At 61.6% G+C, this 20,314-nt stretch carries 21 protein-coding genes; 12 read left to right on the top strand and 9 right to left on the bottom strand.

What is annotated here, in order from left to right; genetic code table 11:
• Nucleotides 1–2: 2 nt before the first annotated feature.
• A complete protein-coding gene (locus tag V5N47_RS05985) occupies nt 3–530 on the bottom strand; it encodes a gamma carbonic anhydrase family protein (protein WP_338729958.1) in 528 nt (175 codons plus the stop codon).
• Between the two features lie 48 nt (nt 531–578).
• On the bottom strand, nt 579–1,481 hold the full coding sequence (locus V5N47_RS05980; protein WP_338729957.1) for an acyltransferase: 903 nt from the start codon (nt 1,479–1,481) through the stop codon (nt 579–581).
• A 133-nt stretch (nt 1,482–1,614) separates the two neighbouring features.
• Here V5N47_RS05980 and V5N47_RS05975 point away from each other — a divergent pair, with 133 nt between their 5' ends.
• Nucleotides 1,615–2,673, top strand: a complete 1,059-nt coding sequence (locus V5N47_RS05975; RefSeq protein WP_338729956.1) for an aldo/keto reductase — start codon at nt 1,615–1,617, stop codon at nt 2,671–2,673.
• Between the two features lie 97 nt (nt 2,674–2,770).
• Here V5N47_RS05975 and merA read toward each other — a convergent pair whose 3' ends face one another.
• Complete coding sequence (merA, locus tag V5N47_RS05970) at nt 2,771–4,225, bottom strand: mercury(II) reductase (RefSeq protein WP_338729955.1); 1,455 nt, start codon at nt 4,223–4,225, stop codon at nt 2,771–2,773.
• Between the two features lie 99 nt (nt 4,226–4,324).
• Between merA and V5N47_RS05965 the strand changes: the two genes are divergently transcribed.
• The 3 genes from V5N47_RS05965 (at nt 4,325) to V5N47_RS05955 (ending at nt 5,995) form a co-directional block, all read left to right on the top strand.
• Complete coding sequence (locus V5N47_RS05965) at nt 4,325–4,675, top strand: metalloregulator ArsR/SmtB family transcription factor (protein WP_338729954.1); 351 nt, start codon at nt 4,325–4,327, stop codon at nt 4,673–4,675.
• Between the two features lie 126 nt (nt 4,676–4,801).
• Nucleotides 4,802–5,173, top strand: a complete 372-nt coding sequence (locus V5N47_RS05960; protein WP_338729953.1) for a DUF6176 family protein — start codon at nt 4,802–4,804, stop codon at nt 5,171–5,173.
• A gap of 54 nt (nt 5,174–5,227) precedes the next feature.
• Nucleotides 5,228–5,995 (top strand): methyltransferase domain-containing protein, encoded by a 768-nt coding sequence (locus V5N47_RS05955; protein WP_338729952.1) that lies wholly within the window; start codon nt 5,228–5,230, stop codon nt 5,993–5,995.
• A gap of 39 nt (nt 5,996–6,034) precedes the next feature.
• Here V5N47_RS05955 and V5N47_RS05950 read toward each other — a convergent pair whose 3' ends face one another.
• The 5 genes from V5N47_RS05950 to pyrH all read right to left on the bottom strand — a co-directional run bounded on the left by V5N47_RS05950 (nt 6,035) and on the right by pyrH (nt 12,714).
• Complete coding sequence (locus V5N47_RS05950; RefSeq protein ID WP_338729951.1) at nt 6,035–6,481, bottom strand: CBS domain-containing protein; 447 nt, start codon at nt 6,479–6,481, stop codon at nt 6,035–6,037.
• A gap of 215 nt (nt 6,482–6,696) precedes the next feature.
• Entirely contained in the window at nt 6,697–8,514 is a 1,818-nt protein-coding gene (locus V5N47_RS05945; protein ID WP_338729950.1) for a heme-binding protein, read from the bottom strand.
• A 40-nt stretch (nt 8,515–8,554) separates the two neighbouring features.
• The gene (locus V5N47_RS05940) at nt 8,555–10,327 is read right to left on the bottom strand and encodes a site-2 protease family protein (protein ID WP_338729949.1); all 1,773 of its coding nucleotides are present in this window, start codon (nt 10,325–10,327) and stop codon (nt 8,555–8,557) included.
• 54 nt (nt 10,328–10,381) lie between these two features.
• Nucleotides 10,382–12,001, bottom strand: coding sequence for a lysine--tRNA ligase (gene lysS, locus V5N47_RS05935; protein WP_338729948.1), 1,620 nt, complete (start codon nt 11,999–12,001; stop codon nt 10,382–10,384).
• Complete coding sequence (gene pyrH, locus V5N47_RS05930; protein ID WP_338729947.1) at nt 11,998–12,714, bottom strand: UMP kinase; 717 nt, start codon at nt 12,712–12,714, stop codon at nt 11,998–12,000. The genes lysS and pyrH overlap by 4 nt, the downstream gene beginning before the upstream one ends.
• Before the next feature lie 87 nt (nt 12,715–12,801).
• On the opposite strand from pyrH, the gene V5N47_RS05925 reads away from it, so the two are divergent.
• From V5N47_RS05925 to V5N47_RS05915, 3 genes are all read left to right on the top strand, one after another.
• On the top strand, nt 12,802–13,590 hold the full coding sequence (locus V5N47_RS05925; RefSeq protein ID WP_338729946.1) for a molybdopterin synthase: 789 nt from the start codon (nt 12,802–12,804) through the stop codon (nt 13,588–13,590).
• A gap of 269 nt (nt 13,591–13,859) precedes the next feature.
• Nucleotides 13,860–14,111, top strand: coding sequence for a hypothetical protein (locus V5N47_RS05920; protein ID WP_338729945.1), 252 nt, complete (start codon nt 13,860–13,862; stop codon nt 14,109–14,111).
• 198 nt (nt 14,112–14,309) lie between these two features.
• The gene (locus V5N47_RS05915; protein WP_338729944.1) at nt 14,310–15,428 is read left to right on the top strand and encodes a site-2 protease family protein; all 1,119 of its coding nucleotides are present in this window, start codon (nt 14,310–14,312) and stop codon (nt 15,426–15,428) included.
• Here the strand turns inward: V5N47_RS05915 and thiL are convergent.
• Nucleotides 15,425–16,300 carry a thiamine-phosphate kinase gene (gene thiL, locus V5N47_RS05910; RefSeq protein ID WP_338729943.1) on the bottom strand — a complete coding sequence of 292 codons (876 nt, stop codon included), beginning with the start codon at nt 16,298–16,300 and terminating at the stop codon, nt 15,425–15,427. The genes V5N47_RS05915 and thiL overlap by 4 nt on opposite strands.
• Nucleotides 16,301–16,397: 97 nt before the next feature.
• Here thiL and V5N47_RS05905 point away from each other — a divergent pair, with 97 nt between their 5' ends.
• The 5 genes from V5N47_RS05905 (at nt 16,398) to hisS (ending at nt 20,283) form a co-directional block, all read left to right on the top strand.
• The gene (locus V5N47_RS05905; protein WP_338729942.1) at nt 16,398–17,417 is read left to right on the top strand and encodes a lysylphosphatidylglycerol synthase transmembrane domain-containing protein; all 1,020 of its coding nucleotides are present in this window, start codon (nt 16,398–16,400) and stop codon (nt 17,415–17,417) included.
• Nucleotides 17,418–17,456: 39 nt separating this feature from the next.
• Nucleotides 17,457–17,912, top strand: a complete 456-nt coding sequence (locus V5N47_RS05900) for a 30S ribosomal protein S19e (RefSeq protein WP_338729941.1) — start codon at nt 17,457–17,459, stop codon at nt 17,910–17,912.
• A gap of 82 nt (nt 17,913–17,994) precedes the next feature.
• Complete coding sequence (locus V5N47_RS05895; protein ID WP_338729940.1) at nt 17,995–18,348, top strand: DNA-binding protein; 354 nt, start codon at nt 17,995–17,997, stop codon at nt 18,346–18,348.
• The gene (locus tag V5N47_RS05890) at nt 18,348–18,938 is read left to right on the top strand and encodes an asparagine synthase-related protein (RefSeq protein ID WP_338729939.1); all 591 of its coding nucleotides are present in this window, start codon (nt 18,348–18,350) and stop codon (nt 18,936–18,938) included. Before V5N47_RS05895 ends, V5N47_RS05890 begins: the two co-directional genes overlap by 1 nt.
• A 40-nt stretch (nt 18,939–18,978) precedes the next feature.
• Nucleotides 18,979–20,283 (top strand): histidine--tRNA ligase, encoded by a 1,305-nt coding sequence (gene hisS, locus V5N47_RS05885; protein ID WP_338729938.1) that lies wholly within the window; start codon nt 18,979–18,981, stop codon nt 20,281–20,283.
• The last annotated feature ends 31 nt before the right edge of the window (nt 20,284–20,314 follow it).

Below are 20,314 nucleotides of genomic sequence, written 5' to 3'. Positions count from 1 at the left end.
GGTTAGCAGTCACGGTCAGAAAAGCCCTCCTCTGAGAGAATTTCCGAGGTTTCGGCATAGCGTTTCGAGAGTGCGACGTAGTGAGCTGCGCCAGCAGAAACGTCCGCGTTGTCAAGGTCGAGTTTCACCGTCGCGGGTGCGCCAGTCACGAGTACGCCCGGAGGAACTTCGGTGCCTTCGGTGACGACGCTTCCGGCGGCGACGATGCTCTCACGGCCGATGTCTGCATCATCGAGTACGACGGCATTCATGCCAACCAGACTCCCTTCGCGCACCGTCGCGTCGTGGACGATGGCTCCGTGGCCGACGGTGGTAGAGGCTTCCAAAACGACGTCTTCGTGGAGGGTGGCGTTGTCTTGGACGTTCGCACCCTCGCCGACGACGATGGTTCCCACGTCGCCACGGAGGACCGCGTTCGGCCAGACGCTGGCGTCGGGGCCGATTCGCACATCGCCGATGACGACGGCGGCGGGGTCTACGTAGGCGCTCGCAGCAATGTCTGGCTCTGTCCCGTCAAATGACCGAAGCATGGCTCGACAGAGAGGGTGAAGCCACGAGTAGGTTGCTGTCGCAGAATTTCAGTTCGGCGGCGTACGAGTGCGCCCGAACTCGTCGAACACGTCCAATTTCTCGGGGAGGTCGTACGGGAGTTTGCGCTCGTCTCGGTGACTCTCGTATTTCTCGTCTACCGGGTGGGCAACGGACTCCCAGCCGGGTTTCACGCGGACGCTCTTTGCAGGTTGACCTACGACGACGTGGTGGGCGGGCACGTCGTGCTGGACGACCGAGCGCGCGCCGACGACGGAGTTCTCGCCGACTTTGACGCCTGCACGAACCATCGCGTCGAAGGTCAGGCGGACGTCGTCTTCGACAATCGTGTGGAAGTTCTCGACCGCCGTTTGGTCGTTGATATCGTGGTCGTGGCTGTAGACGTGGACGCCGTCAGAAATCGAACACCGCTTGCCAATGGTGAGTTTGCCGCGGTCGTCTAAGTGTACATCGTCGTGGATGACGGTGTTGTCGCCAACAGAGATGTTGTGGCCGTAGGTCATCGTGACGCCCTTGAAGATGCGGAGGTTGTCGCCGGCGTCTTCGAACAGATGGTTTGCGAGCATCTGACGGAAACGGAGGGCGAACTCGATGTTGTCGGCCATTGGCGTGGCGTCGAACTGCCGCCAGAGCCATTGGAGGTGCTTTGAGCGTTTGAACTTCTCCTCGTCTTTCTCGGCGTAGTATTCGCTTTCGAGCGAGGAGTTACACGGGTCGTAGCCCTGCAGGCGGACGCGCTCTGCGGTCGAGATGTCCTCGCCGTTTTGCCATCGTTCATACGCTTCCCGGTCGCCATAGAGGTCAATGAGGACGTCTTCGACGACCTCACAGGTGCTTTCATCGTCAGAAGAGAGGCGGTCGTCGACCTCGTCGATGAAAGCGCGGATGCCTGCCTCGGCGCCAGTGGGCAGGTGAACGTGTCGCTTCGTCATGTCCATCGGTTCACGCTGGTGACTGATAGGGGTTTCCGTTACGGCACTCCCGGTAGCGACCGCCACAATAACTGTACCGGCCGTTCGGCGGAAAATCCACACGGATAAGTGCCTCTCTCACCTAGCCGCGCACATGCACTACCGAACGCTCGGCGATTCTGGCGTCGAGGTAAGCGAGGTTGGCTTCGGCGCGTGGGTCGTCGGCACCGACTGGTGGGGCGACAAGACTGAAGCTGAATCCATCGAGATGGTTCAACACGCCCTCTCTGAGGGGATTACCTTCTTCGACACGGGCGACGTGTACGGCCACGGGCGCTCTGAAGAACTCATCGGGCAGGCCCTCGCAGAGCACCGCGACGAAGTCACCATCGGGACGAAAATCGGCTACGACTTCTACAACCACGCACAGGCGGGCCACGGCGAGATTCCGAAGAACCTCGACCCAGAGTGGATGCGCCATTGCGTCGAACAGAGCATCGAGCGCCTCGACATCGAACACATCGACTTCCTCCAACTGCACAACGCAAACGTCGCGGAAGTCACCCCCGAGGTCATGGACGTGCTCTCCGACCTACGCGACGAAGGCCGCGTGGACGCCCTTGGCTGGGCGCTTGGCCCGTCGATTGGCTGGCTCGCAGAAGGCGACCGCGCCGTCGAACTCGATTTCGACGCCGTCCAGACCGTGTTCAACATGTTCGAGCAGGTTCCCGGCCAGCACTTCATCGACACCATCCGCCGGGAGAACGCAGACACCTCCGTCATCGCTCGGGTTCCCCACTCCTCTGGGCTGCTGAACGAGCAGGTGCGCCCGGAAACCGAACTCGAAGCCGGTGACCACCGTGGGTTCCGTCCCGACGAATGGTACGAGACGGGCTGGGAGAAAATCGAAACCGTCCGCTTCTTAGAGCAAAATGGAGAACGTACGATGGCACAGGCCGCCATCCAGTGGCTCCTCAGCCACGATGAGGTCGCCTCCGTCACGCCGACGTTCCACTCCACCGACGACATCACCGAATGGGCTGCCGCCTCAGAGACTCCACCGCTCACAGACGAGGAACAAGCCCGCGTCGCAGAGCTGTACGAAACCAACTTCAAAATCGACAGAAACGACGGCATGGACAGCCTTCGCTCCTCGGTTGACGGGGAAGATATCGACGCCGCTGGCCTGAAGCTTAAGAACGCTGGCGCATAATCTGAACCCCTTCGCTGCAACTCGAAAACAGTGGGGCGGAAGGCGTCTGACGCGGATTTTCGTTCACTTTCACCGCGCTGTATTTGTCGCTGAATCGTCACTCAACACAGCAACTCATCTTGGACATGTCACGGCGAAATGACTGACAGGCGTGTTTGAACGCCTCTGAGAACGTCGGAAATGGATGAATTGTGTCGATGATGTCGTCCACCGTCAGCCCGAATTGCACGGCGAGCGTGGCTTCCGCAATCATGTCAGCCGCCCGTGGGGCAACCATGTGGACGCCGACGATTTCGTCCGTCTCGTGGTGTTTGACGACCTGGACGAGCCCGCGAGTGTCTTTCACCGCCTTGGATTTGGACTCGTCTTTCATGAGAACCGTTCGGCACGAGCAGGTGCCGTGTTCTTCCATGTACTCGGCTTCGGTGATACCCACGGAAGCAACCTCTGGGCTGGTAAAGACGACTTCCGGGACGTGTCTGTAGGTGATCGATTGCCCCTCATCGCCGAACGCATTTTTGACGGCGTGGTTTCCCTCTTTGGCGGCCACGGTTTCGAGCATCGGCTCGCCGATGACGTCACCCGCGGCGTAGACGGTCTGATTGGTCGTCTGGAAGAAGTCGTCCACGACGATTGCGCCCGTTTCGTCGCGCTCGACGCCAATCTCGTCGAGGCCGATTCCTTCTGAATTCGGCTTCACACCCGTTGCGACGAACAGGTCGCTGGCCTCGAATCGCTGTGTGTCGCCGTCCACTGTGGCTTCGACGAAGACGCCCTCCAAACCGCTTCGCTGCCCGCCATCCGCCGTGACTGACCCGACGCGTTCGAAGCTCGCCCCCGTCACGACCCGAATGCCCTCCTCCTCGAAGGTGCGCTCTACTTCACGGCCGAGGTGCGAGTCCATCCCCGAGAGAACGTGCGCAGAGCGCTGGAGAATCGTCACATCGACGCCCGCGCGGTGGAGAATCTGCCCCCATTCGAGGCCGATGTAGCCGCCGCCGAGCATGATGACGCTCTCTGGCAATTCACGTCGTTCGAGGATACTCTCGCTCGTCTCATACTCGACCGATTCGATACCATCAATCGGGGCGATTTTCGGGGAGCTCCCGGTCGCGACGAGGATTTTCTCGCCCGAAAGCGTGACCCCCACGTCGTCTCCTTCTCCGATTTCGATACTCGTGTCGGTGGCGAACTGGCCGAACCCCTCGTACACGTCTACGTCGAAGTGATCTGCCACGTCCACGTAGTTCTGCTCGCGGAGCGACGCAATGAGTTCGTTTTTCTCGTCGATTGCTGTGGCCCAGTCAACTTCCGGTTCCTGTTCGTAGCGAACGGCTTTGAAGGGGTTCCGTGGCGGTTCGAACGCCATCTTCCCGACTTCGAGCAGGTGTTTACTCGGGACGCAACCGACGTTGACGCAGGTGCCGCCGAGTGGTAGTCCAGTGTTCACGAGTGCCGTCGAGAGCCCGCGAGAACTGGCTTCCGTGAGCGCGGCGAAGGCGGCCGCTCCGCCACCGAGAACCACGAGGTCGTAAGAACTGTTCGAAGACATTTCAATACTCGTTAGACTATTTGGCCGTATAACTATGGCGATTATCGCAAACAGCAGCCAAACAGAGGGATTATCTACGATACCTTCTAATTCAATCTAATGACTGTTTCACTGTTGAACGCTAGCGAAGACGTGAATCGGGCACGAGCCAATATCTTTAGTGCTCTCTCCGACCCGACGCGCTTGCGCATCTTCCAGACCATCGTGGAGGCAGACGACCGGCTCAACGGCACGGCAATCTGTGACCGAACCGGCCTCGCGGCGAATCTCGTTTCCCACCACCTCCAGTGTCTCACAAACTGTACACTAGTCGCAGCCGAGCGCGACGGGCGCAAGAAGTTCTACCGAGTTGCACGGCCAGAGGCTATTGGGCTACTCGAACTCGCGGATGAGTGTATCCGACAGGACATAGAGAGTGTGCTTGGCTGTGAAATCGTCCGCGACGAGTGAACCCCTTCATTGCGAGTCGAAACTCACTGAGGGTGATGTGTCTGACGTTCGAAATGAAGCGTGACACAGACACGAGAAGTTGTTGACTGCCCAAGACTTATCGCCGCCCTCTGGGTCGCTTCTCATATGGGAGATGTCTTGCTCGTAAACCAGCGCATTGCACCCGGAAAAACCGAGCGCGCGAAAGCGTTACTCTCACAGATGGACGACCCCGAGTACGCCGACGCGGCACTCGCCATTCTCGACGCAGAAGGCGTCCACACCGAGTCTGCCTTTCTCCGTCGCGGAGACGACGGCGATTACGTCACCTACTACATCGAAGCCGAAGACGGCGCGACGGTGTACGACGTATTCAAACACGTCACCGAACATCCCGACGAGCTCCCCAACGAGATGGGGGCGTTCGTCGCGGAGTTCAACGCCGTGATGGACGGCGACCCGTATCTCGTAGACTCGGACGTACTCTATCACCTCGTGAACCCCGAGCGTCCGGCTTGAATCCTGCCATTAGCCATACATTCTTTGTCTCCCACCGTGTAGCCGTGCCAATTAATGACTCAAGAGACGTCACAGTGGAACTCCTCGCTCTACGACACGCATCATTCGTTCGTCCACGAGTACGGTGCATCGCTTATCGACTTGCTCGCTCCCGAGCGAGGCGAGCGCATCCTCGATGTGGGCTGTGGCACGGGTCACCTCACCGCAAAAATCGCAGATAGCGGGGCCACGGTTGTCGGACTCGACCAGTCAGTCGAGATGCTCGCACAAGCCAGAGAGCAATATCCTGACCGCACCTTCATCGAAGGCGACGCCCGCGACATCGAGTTCGACCGACCGTTCGATGCCGTGTTTTCGAACGCGGCACTCCACTGGATTCCCGAGGCGGATGCAGTCGCAGCCTCGCTCGCGGCTGCCCTCAAACCCGGCGGGCGCATGGTGGTCGAACTCGGCGGCACGGGCAACATCGAGACCATCGAGACGGGCCTCATCGAGGCCGCTGCAGACGCTGGGTACGACATTGCGCCCGAAAATCCGTGGTACTTCCCGAGCGTCGGCGAGTACGCAACCGTCCTCGAAGACGCAGGGTTCGAGGTGCGAGATGCGACGCTCTTCGACCGCCCAACGACGCTCGATAACGGCGAAGCAGGCCTCGAAAACTGGCTGCAGATGTTCGCGGGCGCGATGCTCGACGTGATTCCAGAAGCCGACCAGCAGGCGGTTCTCAACGACGTAACCGCGCGACTGCGGCGCGAACTGTTCGAAAACGGCGAGTGGGTGGCCGACTACCGGCGGTTGCGAGTTAGAGCCGTCAAGCTGTGAGTAGAACCGTCGGAGGGGTCGGCCAGCAAAGAAAGAAATTTAATCGGCCGGTTGCGGTGTCGTCCCTTCGGGTGCGCGAAAAGAGTCGCCTTTCCACACGATGTCGAGGCGGTGGCGCGAGACGTACGGCGCAATGTCATCGACGCTGAGCAGGCCGTGGTAGACGCCATTTTTGACCACTGGCAGGTGTTTGACGCCGACCTCTTGCATCGTGTCGGCGGCGGTGTGAACGCTTGTTTCCGGCGTCACGGTCGCGACTGGGTTCGACATGAACCCCGAAACGGGCAGCTGCGTACTCTCCGTTGCGACGAGCGCGACGATGTCTGCTTCTGTCACCATTCCCACCACCGTTTCCGTGGCGTCGACGACGACGAGTGCGGGCACATCTGGTTCTCTGAGCAGGTACGCCGCCTCTTTGGCGGTCGCGGTTGGTGGGACAGTCGGGAGCGCGGTTGCCGCGAGTGAGGCAACGAAAATCTGTATCATCTTACTCTTGACAACCAGTCACCACTGTTTAACCGTTCTGGACATACACATTAATATTCTTTAGATACCTAGGTGAATAACAGCTAATCAACTCTCTCCCCGGACGTTTGTCCTTCGAAACTTGGTGGGGCTGTGCGTTCGCGCCGCTCACCTCTTAAACCCGTCAAAATATACTGCCAGTTTCGACACAAACGCGCGAAAGTGCCGGGCTCTGCTTACGCGAGGAAGACGTGACGCGGGCGGTCTGCGAGGATGTCGCGGCCCCACTGGACGGTGTCGCGGAACGCCTCGCTGCGGAAGAAGGCCATGGCGGCGTCGCGGTCGCGCCACTGGCTGGCGATGAACATGTCGTTTTCATCATCGAGATTGGCGAGCAGTGCGGTCTCTAAGTGGCCGTCCATGTCCGCGAGCAGGCCGCCAACCGTCTCGAACTTCTCGACGAAATCCGCTCGGTACTCGGGTTTCACGGTGTAGAACATCCCCATGGTCCCGAAGCCGGACTCCTCGCCAGCGCGGGCGACGATGCCCGGCAGGTCTGCGAGGAAGCCGCCTGCGGTGTTCGCCGCGCTCTGGGTCTTCCAGATGCTGACGATTGCCGTCTTCTCAGCCATCTCTGCGGTGTATACCGCGGTTTTGACGTGCGTGTCGTAGTGGTCGAACCGCTCGCGCATGCTGTCAACCTCGTCGTAGACCTCCTGTGGGTCGGCCTCCGAGTAGAGCACCATCGACCACACGTCTTCACCGTGTGGCTGGCCGGAGTAGATGTTGAGGTCCTCTAACTCAGAGCGCAAGTCTTCGTCTTCGTCCGTGCCGTGGGAGGTGGATTCGTCCGTCTCGTCGGCTTCGTCCACGTCGTCACCGAGCAGCGCGCCCATTCCTGATTCGACGCCATCTAAGTCAGAGAGGAAGCCCGCGGCCGTCTCCGCAGCGCGCTGGTTCTTCCAGAGGCTGATGACGCCTGCGTGCCCAGCGTCGGCGCGAACCGTGGTCATCACGTGCGTGTCGTAGTGGTCGAAGTTCTTTCGCAGACCACTCACCTCGGCGGCGAGGTCTTCTGCGTCCGCGGTCGACCGGAAGATGAGGCCGTAGCCCGCTTCCTCGTAGTCGGAAAGCGAGATGCCGTGGGTTCTGAGTGCCTGTTCGAACTGTTCTGCATCCACTTCCTCGTGGGTTGGTTCGTCGTCGTCCGCGACGGGTGGCCCGCGGTGGGTGCTGTCTGCTGTCTCTTGGTCGACGTCGGGGGCCGTCCCGGTCGGGACGTGTTCGCCCGCGAGGAAGGCTGCTAAGTCCGCCGGTGGGAAGCGCCGACCCGTAAAGAAGGGGCCGAACTCTGCGAATTTGGAGGTAGAGGGGTCAAAGCGCATCTCGTTCAGCAGTTGCTTGATGTCGGTCATGTCGTCTGCGAACAGCGTGACGCCCCACTCCCAGTCGTCCATCCCAATCGAGCCGGTGATGACCTGTTTGACCTTCCCGGCGTACTGTTTGCCGATTTCACCGTGGCTGGAGAGGTGGTCTGCACGCTCGTCGAACGGGAGGTCGTACCAGTTGTTCTCTGGCTCCCGGCTTTTGCTCATCGGGTAGAAGGAGACGAACTCGGCGTCGGGGAGGTCCGGTTTGATGCGCGACTGGATGTACCGGGCGATGCCGGTGTCAACCTCGCCGTCGTCCTCGAAGTACTCCTGAGACATGTAGCCAGAGACCTCCGTGACGGAGACGTACGAGGAGGACTGGTCGGTGAACTCGGCAAAGGCGGTCTGTTCGAACTGTCGTTCTGCCACGTCGAGCTGGGCCATCGTCGGGCGCAGGTGTAAGATAAGTAGGTCAGCTTTGTGCCCGAGAATCGAGAACACCGCAGACGCGCCTTCTGTCGTGTCTTCGAGCGCCTCGTGTGCGGTGAGGTACTCGATGCCCTCCTCAGTGGCTCGCTCGCGGACGCGGCTGGACGCTTCGCGCCAAGCGTCCCAGTCTATCGTCCGAAAGTCGTGCAGTGCGTACCAACCCTCGTCGGTCTGTGGCGGTTCGCGTCGCTCCATGACAGGGTGTTAGTGGGCACGAATAAGGGCGTTGTGAGTTTCAGGCCAACAGTTGCGGCCCGAAAATCATGAGCACGAGGCCCGCGAGCATCGTGAGCGTAATCGAGGTGGTAATCGCGCGTGTCACCTCGCGGCCGTCACGAATCGGCAACCGCGAGACGATGGCCTCCGTGCTGGTTCGCAGAATGTGGCCGCCGTCGAGCGGGAAGGCGGGGATGCAGTTGAAGAAGCCCAACTGCAAGTTCACCCAGCCACCCCAGAACAGGACGTTTGCGACGGTGAACAGGCTCCCGCCCATAAACGCGAGCGGGCCGCGGATTTCGTAGAAATTCGTGACCATGTCCACGAACCCGGCGAAGTTGTAGTTCAGCCCTGGCGAGAGAACGCTTGCAAACGGCAAGAACAGGATGACGCCGATGCGCTGGATGAACGATACGGCACCGAAGCCGCCCTCACCGTCGCCGCCGAGCGCCGCGAGGTACTGCTCTGCGGGGTACGGGTCAACGCCGAAATCATCGACGGTCACACCCGAGATGCCGGGCTGGGTGAATACGCCGAGTAAGCCGCCGCCGGTCCGCGGGTTTTCATCGAGCGTCACGTCGTAGCTGACCGTTTCGCTGTCCAACACACCCTCGATGGTGACGCGCTGGTCGGCGTCCGTGTTCGCAAGCGCGGCTTGGAGAGCCTCTTGGTCAACCGTCCGTGTCCCGTTGACCGAGGTGATTATCATCGTCTCCTCTGCGGGCGCACCCGCCGCGGCGAGCGGGCCGTCCGCGCTCACTTGCACGAGTGCGCCGGCGGCGAACGTGGCGCTCCCTTTGTCGGTCTGGAGGGTCGCAACCGTCCGATTCTGGAGTGCATCGCGCAGTTCGCTCCGCGTGTGGACATCCGTCCCGTTCACCGCCTGTATCGTCGGCGGTGCGTCCCCGGAGAGGTCGATGCCGTCTACGACCCGTGGGACTGCTCCGGTGATAATCAGCGACCGCTCGACGGTTTTCTGCTCGCCGTTTTTGAGGGTGACATCGACGGTGCGACTCTCGTTTGCGAGCACCGTCGGGAGGTCGCCCGCGCTCGTCACGTCGACGCCGTTTATTTGGGTGATCACGTCACCGGCTCCGATTCCGGCGTTCGCGGCCGCAGAGCCGCCAGCGACGTTGCCAACGGGTGCGCCCGAAACGACGGCGATAGAGCCAACTACGGGGCCAAACAACAGGGCAAAGGCGATGAGCGCGACGGCGAAGTTGTTGGTCACGCCAGCGGCGAACATGCGCGTCTGGCCGCCGCGGTCTGCCTTTTGTCTGCTCTCTTCGTCGGGTTCGACGAACGCGCCGACGGGGAGGAGCGTGATGAGCGCAAGGCCCATCGAGTCGATGTCGATGTCTTCGACCCGGCAGAGCAGGCCGTGGCCGCCTTCGTGGACCACGAGGCCAATCAGGAGGCCAAGAACGATTTCAGGGGCCGCAGAGAGCGGGAGGAAGTCGTTCACGCCGGGGATGACGAGGACGTTTCGGGGTTCGGTGATGGCGCTCGCCGTTGGCTGGGTGAGCGTGGTGTACGCAGAAAAGAGCACGGCGAGGAACGACCCGGCCATGATGACGAGCGCGATGCCGATGCCGAGATTCCCCCACGCGCGCCAGAACCGTTTTGGCCCCGCGAGCCAGTCGAGAAATGCCTTGCCGCGTTGTGTATGAATTGTCGTGATGGGACCTTGCACCCGAACCGACTCGGGCAGCAGTCCCCGTGCTCGCAAGCCCATCGCAACCAGCGAATAGAGGGCGAGACCGGCGAGCACCCACACGAGGGTGTTTACCATTACGCTGAATCAGGTGCCTTACCGCAAAGAGGGTTTTGGGGCAGCCGAGTGAGCCTATCCTTCTCGACGGAGTCGCGTGACGACGAATTCGCGGTCGAGTTCGCCGAGGAACGTGCCGAGGCGCGGCCCCTGTTCGGCGTCGAAAAACAGCCGGTAACCAGCGGTGAAGAAGTCGCCAACGCCAACGTCGTGACGCTTTGCCGTCTCGTAGATTTCGCCTTGAATCTCCTCGCCGTCGTGTCCGGCTTCGACGAACGCTGCGAGGTCTGAGAGTGCGGCCTGCGTCGCGTCGTCGAACGCCGTCTCCGGCAACTCGACTTGCAGGCGGTAGTTGTACTCGTTGTCCAGTCGCTCGGCCCAGTTGCGCGCCTTCTCGACGCGCTGGAGGGCGTCTTCGACGGCCCAGTCGGGCGTTTCGTCGGTGAAGTGCTCCTCGTTTCGCGCCATCTCCTCGCGGAGTTCCACGTCGTCGGTCATCCCGAGGACGGCCGCGAAGGTGTACGGTAGGCGCACGCGGTCTTCCTTGACTTCGTCTACGAGGAACGGATACACGCGGTCTGCGAGCGGTTTCAGGTCCTCGTCTGTAACGCGGTCGAAATAGATGTGCTCGAAGCGATCGAAGTCGTCTACCAGTTGGTTCAACCGCGACACGTCGAAGTCACGTGCCTTCTTCGGCGTGAGCGAGAAGAAGTACTTGAACACTTCCGGTTCGAGCAGTTCGAGAATCTCGTGGGCGGTGACAACGTTCCCCGCAGACGACGAGAGTGCCTCGCCGTTGTAGGTGAACCACTCGTACACCATCGGGACGGGGGCTTCGTTGCCGAGGACGTTCTCTGCGATGTCCTTGCCGGAGGGCCACGACCCGGCGGCGTGGTCTTTGCCGAACGGTTCGTGGTCGACCTTGAGCACCTGCCACTGGGCGGGCCACTCGAAACGCCACGGCAGTTTGCCTTCGCGGAACGTCGCCGTGCCCGTGTGGCCACAGCCGTCGATGACGTTGCCGCCCGCCTTCAGGTTGGTACACTCGTATTCGACGGTTCCCGCGGCTACATCGAACGACAGCACCGTCTCGGTGAGTTTGCCGCAGTTCTCACAGACCGGGTTGAACGGGATGTACTCTGCGTCAACCTTGTCCTGGTACTCGGAGAGCACTTCGGCCGCTTTCTGCTGGTTTTCGAGCAGGTAGGCGACCACGTCGTCGAATTTTCCTTCGGCGTACAGTTCGGTGTTCGAGACGACTTCGATGGGCACGCCAACGGCTTTCGCGTTCTTCTCGAGGAGTTTCGTCTGGTGTTCACCGAACGACTCACAGCAGCCGAATGGGTCGGGAACCGACGTCAGGGGCTTGCCGAGGTTGCGCCCGAGTGCGCCGGGGTTTTCGAGGTCGCCGAGGTCTTTGATGGTGAAATCGAGGGCAGCGAGGCGGCGGGGAATCTTGCGAAGCGGGTCTTTGTCGTCGGAGGTGAAGATTTGGCGCACCTCGTGACCGCGCTCGCGGAGCACCTCCGCGACGAAGTAGCCCCGGAGAATTTCGTTTAAGTGGCCGATGTGCGGGATGCCGGAGGGTGAGACGCCACCTTTGATGATGATGGGGTCTTCGGGGTCGCGTGCTTCGATTTGGTCTGCCACCTCATCGGCCCAGAACACGCGGTGGTCGCCTGCGTCGTCGCTCATGGAACCCAGAACGTCGGCTCGTCCTTTGCGCCTTCCGGGATGATGTCCGTGCCGTCGTGTTCGCCCGTTCGCACGGCCGTCCCGATGCGCTCTGGGTCGGTTCCATCGAGGACGATGGCGCGCATCGAGGAGCGTTCGATGAGTTTCGCCGCGAGCAGGTCAACCGGCGCGCTCGAACCAGCGTTCATCTCGATGTTGGCGATGACATCCACGAGTTCGTCGGCCTTCATCTCGTCAAAACGCGTCGCGTCCTCGTCCGTGCGCGGGTCTGCTGAGTAGACGCCGTTGACGCTCGTCGCGTAGACGAGTAAGTCTGCGTTCACGTACTCTGCGAGCGCGGCGCTCACGGCGTCGGTCGTCTGGCCGGGGGTGACGCCGCCCATCACGGCGATGTCGCCGCGACGGAGCGCTTCACCGGCGGCTTCGTAGGTGAGTGCCGGACTCGGGGCGGCCTTTTCGCCGAGCGCCGTGAGTAAGAGCCGGGCGTTGAGGCGCGTCACATCGATGCCGAGCTGGTCGAGTTGAATCTCGTTTGCGCCGTGGTCGCGCGCGGCGTTGATGTACTCTCGTGCGACGCCACCGCCACCGACGACGATGCCGAGGTCTATACCCTCCGATGCGAGCGATTCGACGACGGTAGCGTGTGCCTTTACTCGCTCTGACCCAAGCGATGGTGCGAGCACACTCCCACCGATAGAAACGACGACCTTCATATCTGTTCGTGGTTGCCCAGAGTTAGCCTTAAGAGTTGCCAACTGGACGGCGAAGCGTACAAGCGACTCGCGTGCGTTTCGGCGGATATGTACGTCTTCTCAATCTGCGGCGACGACGCTGCGGCGCTGGCCGAGCAACTGGCTGCCCGCCTCGGTTCGGACGCCCGCGTGGCCACGATTTCGCGCGTCGATGCGCTTCCTGTAGACGACCGACCGACCGGCGTGACAGCCACTTACACCCACGCAGACGCGGGGTGGACGGGAGCGGGGGACGACTCGCTCGACCAACTCGTAGACCGTCTCGCCGCAACCCACGACTACGCCATTGTCCACGGTGACACCGGTGTTCGTTTGCCACAGGTCGTTTGCGGCGACGTGTCCCACGCGGGTGAGGTGCTCTATCGGGTGGCGGACGTGGAATCCGCCAACCTCGACGCCATCGTGGACGCTGTTGCAGACCTCGACCCCTACGAGACGCTCGAATCGCTGGTCGCGCAGGTCAAAGCCTCCGAAAAGGCAGAACTGTCGGGCGCGATTGCCACCTTCACCGGGCGCGTCCGCGCGAAGGAATCTGACGACGACGCACCCACCGAGTACCTTCAGTTCGAGAAGTACGAAGGCGTCGCAGAAGAGCGCATGGACACGATTTCGCGGGAACTCGAAGCGCGCGAGGGCGTCCTCTCCGTCGTGATGCATCACCGAACCGGCGTCATCGAGTACGGCGAGGACATCGTGTTCGTCGTCGTGCTCGCCGCCCACCGCGGGGAGGCGTTCGAGACGGTCGAAGACGGCATCAACCGACTCAAAGACGAAGTGCCGCTGTTTAAAAAGGAAGTGACGGTCGATGAGGAGTTTTGGGTCCACGAACGACAGTGAGCAGCGCGCGCGCAACCGACTAAGCCGTATTTTGAGGGGATTGTTGCCGGATATGTCCGCGTCTGACGGGCGAACTTTGCGGAATTTCGTGAAAGGTTCTTGTCCGGGAGTTACGCATTCTCCTGCTGTTTTAAAATATTAAAAGCGTTTTAACGGCTTCGTAAAAGGTTGTCTGCCACCCTCGATTTCGCTAAAACGACCCAAATCAACCCTAAGGTTCTGCCGCTTATATGCTCTGGAAGTTGCAAGGGAGATTCGAGGTGTTAGAGATGAGCGCTACAACGGAGCAACCCTCCACTGTCAGCAAAGAAGACCGGCTCAAGAGCTACCTGAAGCAACGTGCGATGGAGAAGGGCGAATTCTTCTTCAAAGGGAAGTTCATCGCCGACGACGTTGGCCTCTCGCCAAAAGAAATCGGCGCGCTGATGGTCAAGCTCTGTGACTCCGCCACTGATCTCACCATCGAAAAGTGGTCGTACACGAGCGCCACCACCTGGCGCGTCCAACAGACCACGGCGTAAGGCGTCAAAACTGCACCTTCAAAACCAGACAGTCATCGCGTGCCACCACACGCTGACGTTCCAATTCGGTCACCGCGTGCCACTGCCGTGACCACCCGCTGCGTGCCACCACACGCAACGGAAACCACTAGGTCGTTCCAGACCCTCCCGTGGTCCCCGTCACGGGATTTATCACTGCTCCACTCTTACTGAGTGCCAATGGACAACCCCAGTCCACCGGCTGATGGCCCTCCGGTGGATGCGTTTTCGAACGTGTTTCATGTCTATGAAACGCGAACCGACGGCACTCGCCTTTTCTACTACGGCGTCCCACTCGACACCGCAGACTCAGTTGAGCAACAGATCTGGCCGTTGTTCAGAGACAACGGCTACGAAGTAACGCTCACCCAACAGACGGGCGAACACGTCCTCGTCGCAGAGCCACACACGACTGGGACTCGGGGATTCCCGTGGACGAACGTCCTCATGGCGCTGCTCACGATTCTTTCGACGCTCTATGCCGGGACGGCGTGGTACTACATCGACATCACGCAGAACCCCCTCGACATCGTACAGGCGTTCCCGTTTGCACTCGCCATCCTCGGCGTGCTCGGCGTCCACGAGTTCGGCCACTACGCCATGAGCCGGTATCATGGCGTGGACGCAAGCCTCCCCTACTTCATCCCGTTCCCGACGCTCATCGGGACGATGGGCGCGGTCATCCGCATGCGTGGGCGGATGCCAGACCGTAAGGCGCTGTTCGACATCGGCGTTGCTGGCCCGCTTGCCGGGCTCGTCGCCGCCGTCGTCGTGACGATTATCGGGCTGTACATGGACCCGGTCACGGCACCCGCCTACGTCCTGAGCGACCCGGGCTCCGTCCAGATTCGCTTCAACAACCCACTCATCCTCGAACTGATTGCGACGGCGGTTGGCAGACCACTCGAATACGCAGACCCCGCGATGTCCGTAAACCCTGTCGTCATGGGCGGATGGGTCGGCTTCTTCGTCACGTTCCTCAATTTGCTCCCCGTCGGGCAGCTAGACGGTGGCCACCTCGTCCGCTCGATGATTGGTGAACGCCAAGAGACGCTCGCCGCGCTCGTTCCCGCGGTGCTGTTCGGGCTTGCAGGGTACCTCTACTACTTCCACAGCTCCTCGAACGCCGCGGGCATCTGGTTCTTCTGGGGGCTGTTCTCGATGGGGATTGCGTACGCAGGCCCCGCCCACCCCGTCCACGACGACCCGCTCGACGCGAAACGCATCGCTATTGGTGTGTTGACGTTCGTGTTGGGGCTGCTCTGTTTTACCCCCGTCCCAATCGAGTTCCTCAGCTAATTGCCGTGGGTGTAGCCACGGTCTGGCAGTGAGTTATCGTCCATCTCAATTCCTCCGTCAGTGACCGCACCGATGCGCGTGAGTGGGTCTGGACAGGCTGAGACGGCCCCCTCCCACGCAGCCTCGGGAATCGTCACAAGCAACTCGAAATCCTCACCGAAAAAGAGGCTCAGTTCGCGGCGGTCGGTCGCGTCCGCTGCGAGTTCTCCGACCGCATCGACAACCGGAATCGCGGCTTCTTCAACCGCAAAGCCACAGTCGCTGGCTTCTGCAAGTTGGTGGAGCGAGCGCGCGACACCGTCGCTTATGTCCATCATGGCGCTCGCGTGCGGGGCGAGTGCGACGCCCGCGGCCACGCGCGGCGTGAACTGAAACAGGTCGTTCGCACGGTCGAGTTCCCCCTGCTCGAACAGCCGAAGCGCCGCCGCCGATCGGCCAAGGCCGCCAGTCACTGCAACCACGTCTCCCGGTTTCGCTCCTGAGCGGAGCACCGGGGTGTCGGTTTCGCCAAGCGCGGTCGTCGCCACGGTAAATTCAGAATGGGTGTCTAAGTCGCCGCCGACGTATTCCGCGCCCACGGCGTCGCACACGTCGCGTGCGCCGTCGAGATAAGCTTCTAACTCCACTTCGTCGAACGACGGCGCGGCGTAGGCAGACACCGCGACCGTCGCGCGTGCACCCATCCCAGCCACGTCAGAGAGCGATGCACCGACGGCGCGCCACCCGGCGGTGTAGCGGGTCGTCCCCGCGGGAAAATCCGTTCGCTCGTGGAGCATGTCGGTAGTGATGACCTGTCCGTCCACGACGGCAGCGTCGTCACCCGCGGCTGGCAGGGTTGCTGCGATGCGTTTGAGGGCGGCCCGCTCGTCCATACCGGTGCATCTCATGGCCGAGACAAAAATGCGTCCGGTTTGGCTGAAATCCCGTAGTCGGAGGGTTGAAGCGCCCCACACTCGTTCGTCTGACCAAATGGGCCTCGACGCTGACGTTCGCACCATTATCCTCGGATTTCTGAGCGCGCTCGTCGTTCTCGCCGTGGTGTTCTGGCTCGTCGGCATCGACGCCATCGTTGCTGCGCTCTCGACGGCCAACCCGATGATTTTTCTTGGTGTCCTCGTCTCCGGGGCGGTCTGGATTGTCGCGTGGGGACTTGCGCTCTGGACGGTTGTAAACGTCCTTAACGGCCCGATGAGCGCGGTTCGCGCCATCATGCTCTACGCAGCAGCCATCTTCGCGAACAACATCACGCCGTTTGGGCAGGCGGGTGGCGAACCGTTCAGCGCTCTCCTCATCTCGCGGACGACCAAAACGAAGTACGAGACTGGTCTCGCCGCCATCGCCAGCGTTGACGCGCTCAACTTCGTCCCCTCGATTGGCCTTGGCCTCATCGCGGTTGGCTATTTCCTGACGACGGCAACCGTTGGCGGCCGCCTCGAAATCGCCGTCGTGGCCGTTGGCGTCCTCGCGGTGGCCGTCCCGATGGCGGGATTCTTGCTCTGGCGCCATCGTGAGACGGTCAAAGGCTGGACTGTAGATGCACTCACGCCAACAGCGCGCGTCATCGCGCGCGTGCTCCCCCGCGTCGAACCGCCGGAGCGCGAAAGCGTTATCCGGCGTATCGACAACTTCTTTGGTTCCATCGAGCGCGTGGCGTCGAGTCGGTGGTCGCTCGCCCGCGCGCTTGGGTTCTCGGCGCTCGGGTGGGTTGCGCTCTCGACCTCACTCTGGTTTGCCCTATTCTCGCTTGGCCACGCCGTCCCCTTCCCGGTGGTGTTGCTCGTCATTCCCCTCGGGAGCGTTGCGAGCATCACGCCCCTGCCGGGTGGCCTCGGCGGCGTCGAGGCGGTCTTGGTGGGATTGCTCGTCCCAGTGACGAGCATCGACCCGGCGACGGCGGGGGCGGCGGTGGTGCTCCACCGGCTTGGCACCTACTGGTTACCAACGGCGCTCGGCGGCGGGGTAACCGCAGTCATCGCCAACCGGACGTGAAACAGTGAATTTAAACCTCGTGCGAAGGAAGGCGTAGCCATGCCAACGCTCTATGACGTGCCGGCAGATGCGCTCATCGAGGCGCTCGCCGAACGTCTCGCAGACGAAGTCGAGGAGCCCGAGTGGGCCGCTGTCGCAAAGACCGGCTCCGACCGAGAACTTCCGCCAGAACAGGACAACTTCTGGCAGGTTCGCGCCGCGAGCTTACTCCGTAAAGTCGCCACCGACGGTCCCGTCGGCGTTGACCGTCTCTCGACGGCCTACGGCAAGACGAAGAAAGGCTCGAACCGCTACCAAGTCGCTCCAGCCCACAAGGGCTCGGGCAGCAAGAAAATCATCCGCACCATCCTCCAGCAGTTAGAGGACGCGGGCTACGTCGGCACCGAAGGCAGCGCCGGGCGCATCGTGACCGCAGAGGGTCGCAGTCTGCTCGACTCCGTCGCGGGCGACGTGCTTTCGGACTTAGACCGTCCCGACCTCGAACGCTACGCCTAAGCCCGTCTGCCGGCGGTCTTGAGGCCTTCTGCGTTCTGAGTGCTCCGTAATTGTTTTGACGACCAATCTATAAGTGACAGCTATGAGTGGCGCACCGAACGAAGACGATATCGAGGAGCTCCGACGCAAGAAAATGCAGCAGTTGCAAGACCAACAGGGCCAAGGCGGGGCCGACGAGGCCGCACAGCAGGCCCAACAACAGCAGGCAGAAGCCCAGAAAGCTGCCTTGCTTCGCCAGTACCTGACCGACGGCGCGCGCAAGCGGCTCAACTCCGTGCGCATGTCGAAACCGGACTTTGCAGACCAGGTCGAACAGCAAATTCTCGCCCTCGCCCAGAGCGGGCGACTCGGCGGGCGCATCGACGAAGACCAGATGAAAAACCTCCTGCGCGAACTGAAACCCGACGACAAGAGTTTCAACATCCGTCGGCGCTGATGGAGGTCGGCTTACTGTTCAGCGGTGGGAAAGACTCCTCGCTCACCGCGTTGCTTTTAGACGAATTTTACGACGTGACGCTCGTGAGCGCGCACTTCGAAGTGACCGGCGCGTGGAAACACGCCCGAAAGACTGCCACCGCCCTCGGCTACGACTTCGAGGAAGTCATCCTCGACCAGGACATCGCAAAAACCGCAGTCGAACAGATGGTCGAAGACGGGTTTCCGCGAAACGGCATCCAACAAGTCCACCGCCACACCTTAGAGACCGTCGCCGCGATGGCGTTCGACGCCATCGCAGACGGCACGCGCCGGGACGACCGCGTCCCGAGCGTCTCGCGCGCGCAAGCCCAGAGCTTAGAAGACCGCCACGGCATCGACTACCTCGCCCCGCTCACCGGCATCGGCCGGAATGCGGTCGATAAGATGGTCGCCCAAACGCTCGAAATCGAGAGCGGGCCGAGCGAAGAGATCCCGAAAGGCGACTACGAGGTTGATTTACGCGCGCTGATGGCCGACCTGTACGACGATGAAACCGTCTCGCAGGTGTTCCCCGCCCACACCCAGACGCGTGTGGTCGCGCGGCGCTAGAACAAAAGGCTTCAAGCGACCCCTGCCCCAACGGGCGGGCATGTACGACCGCATCAAGGGCTTTCGGGATTTCTACCCCGACGAGATGCAGGCCTACCGCGCCACCTTCGACACGCTCGAAGACACGGCCAGAGGCTACGGCTTCCGTGAAATCGGGACGCCAGCGCTCGAACGCACGCAGATGTACGTGGACAAATCCGGCGAGGAAATCGTCGAGGAACTGTACAGCTTCGAGGACAAGGGCGGGCGCGAGATTGCGCTCACCCCGGAACTCACGCCGACCGTCGCGCGGATGGTCGTCGCCAAACAGCAAGAACTGTCGAAGCCCATCAAGTGGTTCTCGACGCGGCCGTTCTGGCGCTACGAACAGGTTCAACAGGGTCGCTTCCGCGAGTTCTACCAGACCAACATCGACATCTTCGGCTCCGCAGAACCGGAAGCGGACGCAGAGATTATCGCCACTGCCGCCGACGCGCTCACGAATCTCGGCCTCGAAAACGACGACTTCGAATTTCGGGTTTCCCACCGCGACATTCTGGGTGGCCTCTTAGCATCGTTCGACGCCGACGTAGACACTGAAGAAGCCATCCGCACGGTTGACAAGAGCGACAAAATCAGCCACGCCGAGTACATGGACTTGCTCGTCGCCGCAGGCCTGACGTACGACCAAGCCGAGCAGTTCGACGACCTGCTCGACTGCGACCCCGACGAATTAGACGACCTCATCGAGTTCGCCGGAACCGAACGCGTCGAGAAGGCGGTCACCAACCTCCAGAACGTCCTTGCCGCCGCAGAAGACTTCGGCGCGCGCGAGTACTGCACTCTCTCGCTCGAAACCGCTCGCGGCCTCGACTACTACACGGGTGTCGTCTTCGAGTGCTTCGACTCAACGGGGGAAGTCAGCCGCGCGGTGTTCGGCGGCGGGCGCTACGACGACCTCATCGAGGGCTTCGGCGGCCAGCCAACCCCCGCCGTCGGGTTTGCGGTCGGTGACGCCACGCTCTCACTCCTGCTCCAGCGCGCGGGCGTCTGGCCAGACGAGGAACTCTCGACCGACTACTACATCCTGAAAGTCGGCGACACGCGCAAGGAGGCCGCGCGCATCGCCCGCGCACTCCGCGAACAGGGCCACGTCGTGGAATCGGACGTGTCGAGTCGGAGCTTCGGCGCGCAGATGGGTTACGCCGACTCCATCAACGCAAAAACCGTCGTCATCGTCGGCGAGCAAGACCTCGCAAACGACGAGGTCACGCTGAAGGACATGGAATCCGGCGACCAAGTGCAGGTTCCGGTCAAAGACTTCCCCGCGGCGTACGACGAGCCGAGAGTTGCTGACTTCGAATAGCCGACAAAAGCTACCACGTTTTAGTCCTCCT

Origin of the sequence: Haladaptatus sp. DJG-WS-42 (assembly GCF_037198285.1) — an archaeon.
GTDB lineage: Archaea > Halobacteriota > Halobacteria > Halobacteriales > Halococcaceae > QDMS2.
Note: the sequence above shows the minus strand (reverse complement) of the source record. Positions and strands in the feature narration are given on the sequence as shown.

Bases quoted from the DNA above. Each gene is read 5' to 3' on its own strand.
- pyrH (WP_338729947.1), bottom strand. From the start codon at position 12,714: ATGAAGGTCGTCGTTTCTATCGGTGGGAGTGTGCTCGCACCATCGCTT.
- merA (WP_338729955.1), bottom strand. From the start codon at position 4,225: ATGTCTTCGAACAGTTCTTACGACCTCGTGGTTCTCGGTGGCGGAGCG.
- V5N47_RS05965 (WP_338729954.1), top strand. From the start codon at position 4,325: ATGACTGTTTCACTGTTGAACGCTAGCGAAGACGTGAATCGGGCACGA.
- V5N47_RS05925 (WP_338729946.1), top strand. From the start codon at position 12,802: ATGTACGTCTTCTCAATCTGCGGCGACGACGCTGCGGCGCTGGCCGAG.
- lysS (WP_338729948.1), bottom strand. From the start codon at position 12,001: ATGAGCGACGACGCAGGCGACCACCGCGTGTTCTGGGCCGATGAGGTG.
- V5N47_RS05960 (WP_338729953.1), top strand. From the start codon at position 4,802: ATGGGAGATGTCTTGCTCGTAAACCAGCGCATTGCACCCGGAAAAACC.
- V5N47_RS05975 (WP_338729956.1), top strand. From the start codon at position 1,615: ATGCACTACCGAACGCTCGGCGATTCTGGCGTCGAGGTAAGCGAGGTT.
- hisS (WP_338729938.1), top strand. From the start codon at position 18,979: ATGTACGACCGCATCAAGGGCTTTCGGGATTTCTACCCCGACGAGATG.
- V5N47_RS05905 (WP_338729942.1), top strand. From the start codon at position 16,398: ATGGGCCTCGACGCTGACGTTCGCACCATTATCCTCGGATTTCTGAGC.
- thiL (WP_338729943.1), bottom strand. From the start codon at position 16,300: ATGGACGAGCGGGCCGCCCTCAAACGCATCGCAGCAACCCTGCCAGCC.
- V5N47_RS05940 (WP_338729949.1), bottom strand. From the start codon at position 10,327: ATGGTAAACACCCTCGTGTGGGTGCTCGCCGGTCTCGCCCTCTATTCG.
- V5N47_RS05950 (WP_338729951.1), bottom strand. From the start codon at position 6,481: ATGATACAGATTTTCGTTGCCTCACTCGCGGCAACCGCGCTCCCGACT.
- V5N47_RS05890 (WP_338729939.1), top strand. From the start codon at position 18,348: ATGGAGGTCGGCTTACTGTTCAGCGGTGGGAAAGACTCCTCGCTCACC.
- V5N47_RS05895 (WP_338729940.1), top strand. From the start codon at position 17,995: ATGAGTGGCGCACCGAACGAAGACGATATCGAGGAGCTCCGACGCAAG.
- V5N47_RS05985 (WP_338729958.1), bottom strand. From the start codon at position 530: ATGCTTCGGTCATTTGACGGGACAGAGCCAGACATTGCTGCGAGCGCC.
- V5N47_RS05980 (WP_338729957.1), bottom strand. From the start codon at position 1,481: ATGACGAAGCGACACGTTCACCTGCCCACTGGCGCCGAGGCAGGCATC.
- V5N47_RS05915 (WP_338729944.1), top strand. From the start codon at position 14,310: ATGGACAACCCCAGTCCACCGGCTGATGGCCCTCCGGTGGATGCGTTT.
- V5N47_RS05945 (WP_338729950.1), bottom strand. From the start codon at position 8,514: ATGGAGCGACGCGAACCGCCACAGACCGACGAGGGTTGGTACGCACTG.
- V5N47_RS05955 (WP_338729952.1), top strand. From the start codon at position 5,228: ATGACTCAAGAGACGTCACAGTGGAACTCCTCGCTCTACGACACGCAT.
- V5N47_RS05920 (WP_338729945.1), top strand. From the start codon at position 13,860: ATGAGCGCTACAACGGAGCAACCCTCCACTGTCAGCAAAGAAGACCGG.
- V5N47_RS05900 (WP_338729941.1), top strand. From the start codon at position 17,457: ATGCCAACGCTCTATGACGTGCCGGCAGATGCGCTCATCGAGGCGCTC.